12 protein-coding genes are annotated in these 11,342 nt (G+C 65.9%); 7 read left to right on the forward strand and 5 right to left on the reverse strand.

Going from position 1 to position 11,342, the window contains the following annotated elements; all coding sequences use genetic code 11:
• Positions 1-52: 52 nt before the first annotated feature.
• Both ACZ47F_RS00105 and ACZ47F_RS00110 read left to right on the forward strand, forming a co-directional pair.
• Complete coding sequence (locus ACZ47F_RS00105) at positions 53-910, forward strand: symmetrical bis(5'-nucleosyl)-tetraphosphatase (protein WP_464925281.1); 858 nt, start codon at positions 53-55, stop codon at positions 908-910.
• Positions 911-1,106: 196 nt separating this feature from the next.
• Positions 1,107-2,816 carry an AMP-binding protein gene (locus tag ACZ47F_RS00110; protein WP_464925282.1) on the forward strand — a complete coding sequence of 570 codons (1,710 nt, stop codon included), beginning with the start codon at positions 1,107-1,109 and terminating at the stop codon, positions 2,814-2,816.
• Here ACZ47F_RS00110 and orn read toward each other — a convergent pair.
• Positions 2,809-3,420, reverse strand: a complete 612-nt coding sequence (gene orn, locus ACZ47F_RS00115; RefSeq protein WP_464925283.1) for an oligoribonuclease — start codon at positions 3,418-3,420, stop codon at positions 2,809-2,811. The genes ACZ47F_RS00110 and orn overlap by 8 nt on opposite strands.
• Positions 3,421-3,527: 107 nt before the next feature.
• On the opposite strand from orn, the gene ACZ47F_RS00120 reads away from it, so the two are divergent.
• The 4 genes from ACZ47F_RS00120 (at position 3,528) to ACZ47F_RS00135 (ending at position 6,641) form a co-directional block, all read left to right on the forward strand.
• Positions 3,528-4,838, forward strand: coding sequence for a M48 family metallopeptidase (locus tag ACZ47F_RS00120; RefSeq protein ID WP_464925284.1), 1,311 nt, complete (start codon positions 3,528-3,530; stop codon positions 4,836-4,838).
• Positions 4,839-4,844: 6 nt separating this feature from the next.
• Positions 4,845-5,189, forward strand: coding sequence for a 4a-hydroxytetrahydrobiopterin dehydratase (locus ACZ47F_RS00125; RefSeq protein WP_464925285.1), 345 nt, complete (start codon positions 4,845-4,847; stop codon positions 5,187-5,189).
• A gap of 172 nt (positions 5,190-5,361) precedes the next feature.
• Positions 5,362-6,327, forward strand: a complete 966-nt coding sequence (gene rsgA / locus ACZ47F_RS00130; protein ID WP_464925286.1) for a ribosome small subunit-dependent GTPase A — start codon at positions 5,362-5,364, stop codon at positions 6,325-6,327.
• Complete coding sequence (locus ACZ47F_RS00135) at positions 6,324-6,641, forward strand: putative signal transducing protein (protein WP_464925287.1); 318 nt, start codon at positions 6,324-6,326, stop codon at positions 6,639-6,641. The genes rsgA and ACZ47F_RS00135 overlap by 4 nt, the downstream gene beginning before the upstream one ends.
• On the opposite strand, the gene ACZ47F_RS00140 is transcribed toward ACZ47F_RS00135, so the two are convergent.
• The 3 genes from ACZ47F_RS00140 to ACZ47F_RS00150 all read right to left on the reverse strand — a co-directional run bounded on the left by ACZ47F_RS00140 (position 6,642) and on the right by ACZ47F_RS00150 (position 10,274).
• Positions 6,642-7,715 (reverse strand): hypothetical protein, encoded by a 1,074-nt coding sequence (locus ACZ47F_RS00140; RefSeq protein WP_464925288.1) that lies wholly within the window; start codon positions 7,713-7,715, stop codon positions 6,642-6,644.
• A 394-nt stretch (positions 7,716-8,109) separates the two neighbouring features.
• Positions 8,110-9,045 (reverse strand): ornithine carbamoyltransferase, encoded by a 936-nt coding sequence (gene argF / locus ACZ47F_RS00145; protein ID WP_464925289.1) that lies wholly within the window; start codon positions 9,043-9,045, stop codon positions 8,110-8,112.
• Positions 9,046-9,059: 14 nt separating this feature from the next.
• Positions 9,060-10,274, reverse strand: coding sequence for an acetylornithine/succinylornithine family transaminase (locus ACZ47F_RS00150; RefSeq protein ID WP_464925290.1), 1,215 nt, complete (start codon positions 10,272-10,274; stop codon positions 9,060-9,062).
• A 238-nt stretch (positions 10,275-10,512) separates the two neighbouring features.
• Between ACZ47F_RS00150 and ACZ47F_RS00155 the strand changes: the two genes are divergently transcribed.
• A complete protein-coding gene (locus ACZ47F_RS00155; RefSeq protein WP_464925291.1) occupies positions 10,513-10,911 on the forward strand; it encodes a DUF3579 domain-containing protein in 399 nt (132 codons plus the stop codon).
• Between the two features lie 110 nt (positions 10,912-11,021).
• Here the strand turns inward: ACZ47F_RS00155 and rpsT are convergent, their stop codons facing one another.
• The gene (gene rpsT / locus ACZ47F_RS00160; RefSeq protein ID WP_464925292.1) at positions 11,022-11,318 is read right to left on the reverse strand and encodes a 30S ribosomal protein S20; all 297 of its coding nucleotides are present in this window, start codon (positions 11,316-11,318) and stop codon (positions 11,022-11,024) included.
• Positions 11,319-11,342 lie beyond the last annotated feature (24 nt).

The raw sequence follows: 11,342 nt of genomic DNA on the forward strand, positions 1-11,342 counted from the left end.
GCCCTGCCTCGCTAGGATGATGAATGTGATTCCAGCATTCTAGGGAGAGGTTTTGGCCACCTATCTGATCGGCGATGTGCAGGGCTGTGCGGACGCGTTCAGCGCCCTGATCGACGCGTTGCGCTTCGATCCGGCGCGCGACCGGCTCATCGTGCTGGGCGATCTGGTCAACCGCGGCGCGCAGTCGCTCGCCAGTATGGAACGGCTCATCGCCCTAGGCGACAGCGCGCAGTGTTTACTGGGCAATCACGACCTGCATCTGCTGGCCGTGGCACATGGCGTGCGCAAGGCGCATCGCACCGACACCCTGGACGACATCCTGCAATCACCGCGCCGCGACGAACTGATCGACTGGATGCGCCGTCGCCCGTTGGCGCTGATGGAGGACGGCTGGCTGTTGGTGCATGCCGGCGTGCTGCCGCAGTGGAGTGCACAGCAGACCCTGCAACTTGCCGCTGAGGTCGAGCGCCGCCTGCGCGCGCCCGACTATGTGGATTTCCTGCGGGTGATTTTCGGCAACCAGCCCGACGAATGGAGCGACAGCCTCACCGGCTTCGACCGTCTGCGCATCGTGGTCAACACCCTCACCCGCGCCCGATTTCTGCAGGCCAGCGGGCCGCACTATGGGCGGTTGGACTTTCACAACAAGCAGGCGCAGGCCAATGGCAACCATGGCGAGCTGCTGCCCTGGTTTGCACTGCCGCAGCGCCAGACCGCGCAGACCCCAATCGCCTTCGGTCACTGGTCCACCCTGGGGCTGCGCTGGGAGCATAACGCGCTGTGCCTGGACAGCGGCTGCCTGTGGGGCGGCGCGCTCACCGCGGTGAAGCTGCTGCCCGCCGGCCAGCGCTGGATCGAGACCACGCAGATCCCCTGCGCGCGCAGTCTGGCGCCGATGCCAGACGATTGATTCGGCACGCATTGGTTTGAACGCCTCTTTCTCCCTCCCTGCCTGCCCCACATAGTGAGGGATGAGCCACACTCTTTGCGCTTGCGGGAACACCCTTCATGCATCAGCGTGCCGAACCCATAGGGTTACCGGTGTTGTGACCTGCGCCTGCTGCGCAATACGATGGTCGCATAACAAACAACACCCGGAGACGACCATGCCGCAACCCCACCCCGACTTCGTCCAGGCACGCGACCTGCTGCTGCGCCACCGTACCGAATACGCGCGCGCCTATGCCGAATTCCGCTGGCCGGTGCTCGACCGTTTCAACTGGGCGCTGGACTATTTCGACCGCATCGCCGAGGACAACCCGGCGCTGGCGCTGTGGATCGTCGAGGAAGATGGCAGCCAGTCGCGCCACAGCTATGCCGACATGGCGCAGCGCTCATCGCGCATGGCCAACTTCCTGCGCGCGCAGGGCGTAGCGCGCGGCGACCGACTGCTGCTGATGCTACCCAACTGCGTGGCGCTGTGGGATGTGATGCTCGCCTGCATCAAGCTCGGCGCGGTCATGATTCCGGCCACCACCCTGCTCACGCCGACCGACCTCGAAGACCGCATCACCCGCGGCGGGGTGCGCCACGTGGTCTGCCTGCCGCCGGAGGCCGCCAAATTCGACGCACTGCCGCAGGCGGTCTGGTCGCAGGTGGCAGGCCGGTTCGCCGCGGGCTCCGCCCCGACGGGGTGGACCGACCTGGCCGGGGCTGATGCCGCCAGCGCCAAGTTCACGCCGGACGCCCCCACGTCGGCCACCGATCCTTTGCTGCTGTACTTCACCTCCGGCACCACGTCCAAGCCGAAGCTGGTACTGCACACCCACCAGAGCTATCCAGTGGGCACCCTGGCGACCATGTACTGGATCGGCCTGCAACGCGGCGACCTGCACTGGAACATCAGTTCCCCCGGCTGGGCCAAGCATGCGTGGAGCAGCTTTTTCGCACCCTGGAACGCGGGCGCGGCCATCTTTGCCTTCAACCAGACCCGCTTCAACGCCACGTCCACGCTGCAGACGCTCTCGCGCTGCGGCATCACCACCCTGTGCGCGCCGCCCACGGTCTGGCGCATGCTCATCCAGCACGATCTCAAGGCCCATCCCGTGACGCTGCGCGAGCTGGTCAGCGCTGGCGAGCCGCTCAACCCGGAAGTGATCGAGCGGGTACGCGCGGCCTGGGGCATCGACATCCGCGACGGCTACGGCCAGACCGAAACCTGTGCACTCATCGGCAACAGCCCGGGGCAGCCGCTCAAACCCGGCGCGATGGGCCGACCGATGCCCGGCTACCGCATTCGCCTGGTCGACATCGACGGCAACCCGGCCGACGAAGGCGAGGTTTGCGTCGAAACCGAGCCGCGCCCCACCGGTCTGCTGGTCGAGTATGCGGGTGACGCCGAGAAGACCGCGCAGGTGCTGCACGACGGCCTTTATCACACCGGCGACGTGGCACAGCGCGATGCCGACGGTGACTTCACCTTCATCGGTCGCACCGACGATGTGTTCAAGTCCTCCGACTACCGCATCAGCCCGTTCGAGCTGGAAAGCCTGCTGATCGAGCACCCGGCCGTGGCCGAGGCCGCCGTGGTGCCCTGCCCCGACGCGCTGCGCCTGACCATTCCCAAGGCCTTCGTGTCATGCCGTGTCGGCTTTGCGCCCAGCGCCGAGCTGGCCTGCGACATCCTGCGCTTCGTGCGCGCGCGGGCCGCACCGTACAAGCGCATTCGCCGCATCGAATTCTTCGAGCTGCCCAAGACCATCTCGGGCAAGATTCGCCGTGTGGAACTGCGTAGGCTGCAAGCGCAGAGAAGCGCGCAGGACCGCCCAGAATGGGAATTCCGCGAGGAGGATTTCGACGCGCAGCAGCTCAGCTGAGCGCCTCAGGGTCCATCCCGGCCGCCGGCACGCGCAGAAAGTGTTCGCGGTAGTGGCGCAGCTCGTCGATCGACTCCTGGATATCGGCCAGCGCGGTGTGCGCCTGCTGTTTCTTGAACGCACTCACCAGCTCGGGCCGCCAGCGGCGGGCCAGTTCCTTCAGCGTGCTGACATCCAGGTTGCGGTAGTGGAAATACGCCTCTAGCTCGGGCATGCCGCGGGCCATGAAGCGGCGGTCCTGGCAGATGGTGTTGCCGCACATCGGCGACTTGCCCGCCGGGACGTAGTTCTTGAGAAAGGCGAGAATGAGCTGGCTCGCCTGCGCTTCGTCCACGGTGCTGGCGCGCACCCGGTCGATCAGCCCGGACTTGCCGTGGGTGTTCTGGTTCCAAGCGTCCATGCCGGCGAGCACCGCATCGCTCTGATGAATGGCCAGCACCGGCCCCTCCACGCGCAGTTCGAGCTGCGGATCGGTGACCACCACCGCGATCTCGATGATGCGGTCGGTATCCGGATTCAGCCCGGTCATTTCCATGTCCACCCAAATGAGGTTGTCATCATGGCAGGCGAGAACGGGGAAGGCAGACGCGGCGAAATCGGGCATGGACGGCATTCAATATGGACAACGAGGCGGCAGGCAGCAAGGCGGGGCCGGGTGGAATAATCTAGAGGCAACACTGTCGGTCGCGACAGGAAAGAAAGGATTTTCGCATGAGCCCGCAACATCTCGCCCTGGCATGGAGCGCTCTGTTCGCCAGCGCGCTGATCGGCGGCACGGCGCTCAAACTCTGGCTGGCGCAACGCCAGATGCGCCATGTGTTGGCGCACCGCGACGCCGTGCCCGCCCCGTTTCGCGGCAGCATCTCGCTTGAAGCCCACCAGAAGGCCGCAGACTACACCGTGGCCAAGCTGCGCTTCGGGCTGTGGACCACTCTGTATTCCGCCGTTATCGTCCTGGTTTGGACACTCGAAGGCGGGCTGCAGCTGCTCAACGGCTGGGTCAGCAGCACCTTTGGCGCTGCGCTGGGCGGGCAGCTCGCGCTGCTGGTGGCGTTTGCCGTGATTGGCACACTGCTCGATTTGCCGTGGGACGTGGCGCGCACCTTCGGGCTAGAGGCGCGCTTTGGCTTCAACCGCCAGACACCGCGCTCCTACGTGCTCGATCTATTCAAAAACGCCGTGGTCAGCGCCATCATCCTGCTACCGCTCGCGCTGCTGGTGCTGTGGATCATGCAGGTGGCTGGAAGCTGGTGGTGGCTGTGGGCCTGGGCGGGGCTGACCGCGTTCAGCCTGCTGATGATGGTGGTGTATCCGCTGCTGATCGCGCCGCTGTTCAACAAGTTCCAGCCTCTGCCCGACGGCGAGGTCAAGACCCGCGCCCAGGCGCTGATGCAGCGCTGCGACTTTGCGCTCTCGGGTCTGTTCGTCATGGACGGTTCGCGCCGCAGCGCGCATGCCAACGCCTATTTCACCGGCATGGGCGCGGCGCGGCGCGTGGTGCTGTTCGACACCCTGCTGGCCCAGCTCAGCCCGGCGCAGATCGAGGGCGTGCTCGCGCACGAGGTTGGGCACTACAAACGGCGCCACATTCTCAAGCGTATGATGGTGATGTTCGGCGCAAGTCTGGCGGGCTTTGCGCTGCTGGGCTGGCTGGCCAATCAGGTATGGTTCTACGTCGGGCTGGGCGTGACGCCCAATCTGTTCGCACCCAACCATGCGCTGGCGCTGATTCTGTTCAGCCTGGTACTGCCAGTGTTCGGAGTGTTTGTCTCGCCCCTGGGTGCAGCCGTGTCGCGAAAGCACGAGTTCGAGGCTGACGCCTACGCCGCACAGCACAGCGACGCGCGCGCACTCGGCGAGGCGCTGGTGGCGCTGTACCGCGACAATGCCAGCACCCTCACCCCGGATCCGCTGTACGTACGCTTCTATTACAGCCACCCGCCCGCGCTGCAGCGGCTGCAGCGCCTGGGCGCGCTGCCCGATGCCGCGGCATCGCCCTCCCCCACTGCGGCCACCGCCTGAACTGCCATGACCCTTGACGATCTCCTGAACGCGCACTGCACCCCGCTGGACCCCAGCCACCGCCTACAGGGCGACGCACTCGCATCCTATCTGCAACTGCTGGAGGGCTGGCAGCACGCGGACGGCAGCATCCGCAAGACCTTTGCGTTCGGCAACTATTACCAGACCCTGGCCTTCGTCAACGCGCTGGCCTGGGTGGTGCACCGTGAAGACCATCACCCCGACCTGCTGGTGCAGTACAACCGCTGCACGGTGGCGTTCAACACCCACTCGGCCGGTGGCATCACGCGCAACGACTTCATCTGCGCGGCCAAGGTCGACGCGGTCTACGCACAGGGCACCGCGCGCTAAGGCAACACTGAATCAGTCCTTGTGATGCTGCGGGCCGGGCTGCGGGATGGGTTCAAGGCGCACACCGAGACAATAGCCGTCGCTGTGGCGAGGACTTGTAACGCCGCACCGCCCACAGCCCGGATGCGCAGCGCGCAGGGGGCTTGTTCAGTGTTGCCCTAAAACGCCACGTATGGACGACCTCGCACGCCCCCTTCCCCAACGCCCCAAAGGCAAGCGCAGCAACAAGCCTCTCCACGACCAGGCCAGTGGCCTGGGCGCGCGCATCGTCGGCGCCTTCGGCAGGCAGTTTCTCGCCCGGCTGGACGATGGCCGCGTCTTGCCCTGCGTGCCGCGCGGACGGCGGGCCGATGTCGTCTGCGGCGACTTCGTCTGCCTCGCCCCGGGTACCCCCCCGCTGGCGATCGCGCAGGTGCTGCCGCGGCGTAATGCGCTGTGGCGCGAGGACCAATGGCGCAGCAAGATGTTCGCCGCCAACCTCGACCGCGTGCTGCTGGTCACAGCCACCCATCCGGGCATCCAGCACGGGCTGATCGGTCGCGCGCTGGTGGCCGTGGATGCCGCAGGCATTGCCGTGACCCTACTGCTGAACAAGTGTGATCTGCCTCAGGCGCCGGCCGCGCGGGCCGAAATGGCGCTGTACCGCGATCTGGGCTATGAGGTCATCGAGCTATCGGTGCGCGCCGCGCCGCAGCAGGCGCAGCAGGCGCTGTCTGCCCTACTCAGCGGCCGCACCAGCCTGCTGCTGGGTGCATCCGGCGTGGGCAAGTCCAGTCTGACCAATCTGCTAGTGCCGCAGGCGCAAGCGCCCACGCGCGAAATCTCCGAGGCGCTGTCTGCCGGCAAGCACACCACCACGGCCACGCGGCTGTACGAGCTTCCGGGCCTGCCGCCGGGTAGCGCGCTGATGGATTCACCTGGGTTTCAGTCTTTCGGCCTGCACCATCTGTCGGTGTCGCAGCTGCAACATGGGTTTGTCGAAATCCGCGCGCGCCGCGGCCAGTGCCGCTTCCACAACTGCACTCACCGCGACGAGCCCGGCTGCGTGTTCACCACCGACCCGAGCGCCATCACCCCAGCACGGCTGGCGCTGTACCGCACTCTGTATGCCGAGCTGACCTCTGCCCGAGCACGATGAAACGCGTGGACAGTGCGCCGAACATGGTCATCGCCACGCTGTGGGCCGATGCACTGAACGCCGCGGGCATTCGCGCCGAGGTGTTCTCGCGCTATCTCACCAGCATCGCCGGGGAGATTCCGCCCGATCAGTGCGATCCGGCGGTGTGGGTGCTCGACGACGCCGACCTGCCGCGCGCACGGCAGTTGCTGCAGGATCTGCGCAGGCCGGTACGTGGCGTCCGCTGGGTCTGCTGCGGCTGCGGCGAACGCCATGGGCCGCAGTTCGCGCAGTGCTGGCAATGCGGCAGGTCGCGCCTCGATGCTGCCGAATGATCAGCCCAGCTGGGTCGTGGGCCCAGCGTCCACTGGCGGCGCGCGGCGCAGCCAGACCTGTGCCGCCAGCAGAAACAGGAACAGCAGCGCGTATACCGTGGTCGTGCCCAGCACATCGCCCCGATTGCCGGTGAAACCTGGCCCGTAAGGACCGCCGAAGCCCTCAGCCGTCGTCCAAAGCAGCAGGCTGTAGAGGAGGCCGCCCCACAGCACCAGACGGCGCGGCAAATCCGGCAGCCACGGGGCGAGCAACAGCCCGGCGGCGATCGCGGTTTCAGTCAGCGCCGCCAGCACGGCAAAGCGCTCCATGCCGATCACATGCCCAAGGCCGATGAACACCGCAATCCACTCCGCGATCCACGCCGGCTGCCCGGCCTGCGCGCTGGTCAGAAAGCTGGAGAAGTACTGCAGAAAAGCGGGCTGCCATTTCCACCAGGCATCGAACGCCCACAGCAGGCCAAACAGCCAGTACGCCCAACGCACGCGCAGGCGGTCGGGACGACGCAGCGGTGCATCGGACCAGGCCGCGCCCTGCCAGCCGCGCAGCAGCAACAGCAGCGCAAACCCCAGCGCGTAGACGATGGCGGTGCCGGGATCGGTCGCCCCGCTGGTGTACGGCCCGCCCAGCCCGCCAAGCGTGCTCCACAAAAACAGCTCGTACACCAGCCCCACCCATGCCAGCGCCGGCAGTCCCCAGCCGGTGAGCAGGCTTACGGTCAGCAGCGCCTCGATGCCGAACAACAGCGCCACCGCCTTGGGTATGTCGATCGCGGCCATGATCTGCAGCACGCCCTCGGCCCAGACACCGAGCCAATGCGGCTGCCCTGCAGCCAGTGCCGCGTGGCGGACATTGGCGGCGAACTGCGCGGCATACTGCGAGTTGAAATGCAGGCCGAGGTTAATGGCGAAGAACACGCCGAAGGCGATGCGCACCCAGCCCAGCGCACGCATCGCTGCGTGATCTTCGGCGACCAGCCGCGCAGCCTGTGGCCTTACGTTCAGGGGGAGATCGACATGCCGCACCCCGGAGCCGGGCTGCGCGGAGTTGTGTTGTGGGGATTGGGTGGAGGACATGCGAGACACTCCCGGCAGCGCATGCTGTACGCTGCCTGATGCCTACATTCTCGTCAGCCGGGCTTAATTGCGGCTTAGGGCAACGCTGAACAAGTCCCCTGCACGCCGCGCATTCGGCCTGCGGGCGGTCTGCGGCGTACCCCTGGTTCGCCATCGCTGTGTCTATGGCTGCGGTGTGCGCCTTTCATCCCATCCCGCAGCATCACACGGAATGATTCAGTGTTGCCTTAGCAGGCCGTTGAAAAACTACTGCGGTGGGCCATCTGCGGCGTTGCACGGTGCTCGCTGCCTCGCCTATCTATTTGATATGTCTCGGTCGCTGCGCGCCATGCGCCTTGCATCTGGCCATCCTCGCGACGTTTTTCAACGGCCTGTTAGGGCGCGCAGTTCGACATCAGTCCAGCCGGCCGAGCAGCAGGTATTCCATGAGCGCCTTCTGGCCGTGCAGGCGGTTTTCTGCCTCATCCCAGACCACGCTTTGCGGGCCGTCGATCACCTCCGCAGCCACTTCCTCGCCGCGATGCGCCGGCAGGCAGTGCATGAACACCGCGTCGGGCTGCGCGCGGGCCATCATGCGGGCATCGACCATGAAACCCTTGAACGCCTGCTCGCGCGCCTGCTTCTCCGCCTCGAAGCCCATGCTGGTCCAGACATCGGTGGTGACCAGATGCGCGCCGGCGCAGGCCTGGTGCGGGTCGTCGAAGATGCGCAGGCGCGCTGCCTGCGCCGCGGTCACCGGGTAGCCAGGGCGGTTCAGGTCGGGGCCGTAGCCCGCAGGGCCTGAGAAATGCAGCGTGAAATCAAGCACTTCCGCCGCCTGTAGCCATGTGTAGAACATATTGTTGGCGTCACCGATCCAGGCGACGGTCTTGCCCTGGATCGGCCCGCGATGCTCGATGTAGGTCATGACATCGGCCAGGATCTGGCAGGGATGGAACTCGTTGGTGAGGCCGTTGATCACCGGCACGCGCGAGTGCGCGGCGAAACGCTCGACGATCTCCTGCCCGTAGGTGCGAATCATGACCAGGTCGACCATGCGCGAGAACACCTGTGCCGCGTCCTCGATCGGCTCGCCTCGGCCGAGCTGACTGTCGCGCGTGTTGATGTAGATCGCCGCGCCGCCGAGCTGGTGCATGCCGGCCTCGAAGCTCAGCCGGGTGCGGGTCGAGTGTTTTTCAAAAATCATCGCCAGCGTGCGGTCCACCAGCGGCTGATGCGGCTCGTAGCGCTTGAACTTGGCCTTGATCAGCGCGGCACGGGCGAAGACATAGTCGTACTCCTGCCGCGTCAGGTCGGAAAACTGCAGGTAATGCCGCAGCGTGGTGTGCATCTCGGTCTCCCTCGTCATTGTTGTTGTGCGGTGGCCGCCTGCAGAAACTCCTGCACGGCGGGCACCAGCGCCTGCACCAGCGCGTCTGCCTGTTCGGCAGTGAAAATCAACGGCGGCAGCAGGCGGATGACCCGCTCCTGCGTGACATTGAGCAGCACGCCGCGCTCCAGCATGATGCGCACCAGATCGCCTGCCGGGCGGTCGAGCTCGATGCCGATCATCAACCCCTGACCGCGCACCTCGACCACACCGTCGACCCTGTCGAGGCCGTGATGCAACGCGTGCAGGATTTGCGCACCGCGCGCCGCGGCATTGGCCAGCAGGTCTTCGTCCTCGATCACCGCCAGCGTCTCTAGTGCAGCGCGGCAGGCTAGCGGATTGCCGCCGAAAGTGGTGCCATGCTGCCCGGGGCCGAAGGTGATGGCGGCTGCGCCGCGCGCCAGTATCGCCCCAATGGGCACGCCCGAAGCCAGCCCCTTGGCCAGCGCGATGACGTCGGGCTTGACCCCGGCCCACTGGTGCGCAAACCACTTGCCGGTGCGGCCGGTGCCGCACTGCACCTCGTCGATCATCAGCAGCCAGCCGTGACGGTCGCACAGCGCGCGCGCCGCCTGCAGAAAGTCGGCATGCGCCGGCTGGATGCCGCCCTCGCCCTGGATGGCCTCGACGAACACGGCCACTACATTCGGGTGGGTCTTGGCCACCTCTTGTAGCGCCGAGGCATCGTTGAGTGCAATGCGCACAAAGCCCTCGACCAGCGGCTCGAAGCCTTTTTGCACCTTGGGATTTCCGGTGGCCGACAGCGTGGCCAGCGATCGGCCGTGGAACGCGCGTTCGAACACCACGATTTCCGGGCGCTCGACGCCGCGGTGATGGCCGTGCAGCCGTGCCAGCTTGATCGCCGCTTCGTTGGCTTCCAGCCCGGAGTTGCAGAAAAACGCCGCGTCCATTTCGCCCAGGGCGCACAGCCGCCCGGCCAGCTGTTCCTGCAGCGGAATCTGGTAGAGGTTAGAGGTGTGGATCAGCTTGCCCGCCTGATCGCAGAGCGCCGCAATCAGCCGTGGATGCGCATGACCCAGGGTGTTGACCGCAATGCCCGACAGCGCATCCAGATACCGCCGGCCCTGCGTGTCCCACACCCAGGCGCCTTCGCCATGCGCAAGGGCGACGGGTAGCCTGGCGTAGGTCTGCATGAGATGGGACGGCCCGGTGGGTGCTGGGGTCGGCATGGGCGATTCTCCTTCGCAAATAGCAAACCCGGCGGGCAGTTCCAGCTCAATGCGGCGCACCACCGGGTAGCGCCTTGATTATAGAGAGAGGCCGATGACACCCGATGCTGCACACTGGGTGGAGTATTTGTTGCATCTGCAACACAACCTCACCCTTCGGGTTTACCCTGCAATACTGCAATGCAGCATAATTGCGGCACCGCAGCAAAACTGCTTCTCTCTTTTTCCGGATTCAGCCATGAGCGCCATTCCCAGCACCCTGCAACTCGTCAAACCCCGCGAGATTTTCATCCGCGGCATCACCGCAGACGGCCGCACCTTCCGCCCGAGCGACTGGGCCGAACGGCTCGCCGGCCTGATGGCGCGATTTCGTCCGGCAGGACTTTGCCGCAAAGAGGCGCACCTGGGCTACTCGCCCTACTGCGTGCCGACCGTGGTCGATGGGGTGCGCTGCCTGGTCGTGAGCGAGTCGCTGCGCGACATCGAGCCGATGGCGTTCGACTTCCTGCTTCATTTCGCCCGCGACAACCAGCTCGAGGTGGTCGACGCTTGTCTGACCGACATCGACACGGAGCCAGCTCTGGACGATCTGCAGGCCGCACGCGACACGCTGCAGCGGGTGTTCCAGACGGCCTGACAGCGCACATCGTCTGCACCGCGCTCAAGTGGTCGCGCCAGCAAAAAGCCCGCAACTGCGGGCTTTTTTGTGGCTGGCGGCAGGCGCCAGCCGGAGCAGGCAACGACCCTTTAGGCGGCAAGCGCCTTGATCGCGGCGTTCAGGCGGCTCTTGTGACGCGCGGCAGTGTTCTTGTGGAAAATCTTTTTGTCGGCGATCGAGTCGATCACGCGGACATTGGCCTTGAACACTTCCATCGCCTTGGCGTGATCGCCGCTGGCAATGGCCTTGCGCACCGACTTGACCGCGGTGCGAAACCGCGAACGAAGCGCCGTGTTCGCGGCGTTGGCCTTGATCGCTTGACGCGCGCGTTTGCGCCCAGACGGGGTGCGAACGCTCTTTTTCTTGGCTGCGGCTTTGGTTGCCATGTTCGAAATCCTTGTCGTGTTGCC

This window comes from Thiomonas islandica (assembly GCF_055383445.1).

Excerpts from the sequence above, each read along its gene's own strand:
- ACZ47F_RS00110 (WP_464925282.1), top strand. The coding sequence starts at position 1,107 with ATGCCGCAACCCCACCCCGACTTCGTCCAGGCACGCGACCTGCTGCTG.
- orn (WP_464925283.1), bottom strand. The coding sequence starts at position 3,420 with ATGCCCGATTTCGCCGCGTCTGCCTTCCCCGTTCTCGCCTGCCATGAT.
- ACZ47F_RS00120 (WP_464925284.1), top strand. The coding sequence starts at position 3,528 with ATGAGCCCGCAACATCTCGCCCTGGCATGGAGCGCTCTGTTCGCCAGC.
- ACZ47F_RS00125 (WP_464925285.1), top strand. The coding sequence starts at position 4,845 with ATGACCCTTGACGATCTCCTGAACGCGCACTGCACCCCGCTGGACCCC.
- rsgA (WP_464925286.1), top strand. The coding sequence starts at position 5,362 with ATGGACGACCTCGCACGCCCCCTTCCCCAACGCCCCAAAGGCAAGCGC.
- ACZ47F_RS00135 (WP_464925287.1), top strand. The coding sequence starts at position 6,324 with ATGAAACGCGTGGACAGTGCGCCGAACATGGTCATCGCCACGCTGTGG.
- ACZ47F_RS00140 (WP_464925288.1), bottom strand. The coding sequence starts at position 7,715 with ATGTCCTCCACCCAATCCCCACAACACAACTCCGCGCAGCCCGGCTCC.
- argF (WP_464925289.1), bottom strand. The coding sequence starts at position 9,045 with ATGCACACCACGCTGCGGCATTACCTGCAGTTTTCCGACCTGACGCGG.
- ACZ47F_RS00150 (WP_464925290.1), bottom strand. The coding sequence starts at position 10,274 with ATGCCGACCCCAGCACCCACCGGGCCGTCCCATCTCATGCAGACCTAC.
- ACZ47F_RS00155 (WP_464925291.1), top strand. The coding sequence starts at position 10,513 with ATGAGCGCCATTCCCAGCACCCTGCAACTCGTCAAACCCCGCGAGATT.
- rpsT (WP_464925292.1), bottom strand. The coding sequence starts at position 11,318 with ATGGCAACCAAAGCCGCAGCCAAGAAAAAGAGCGTTCGCACCCCGTCT.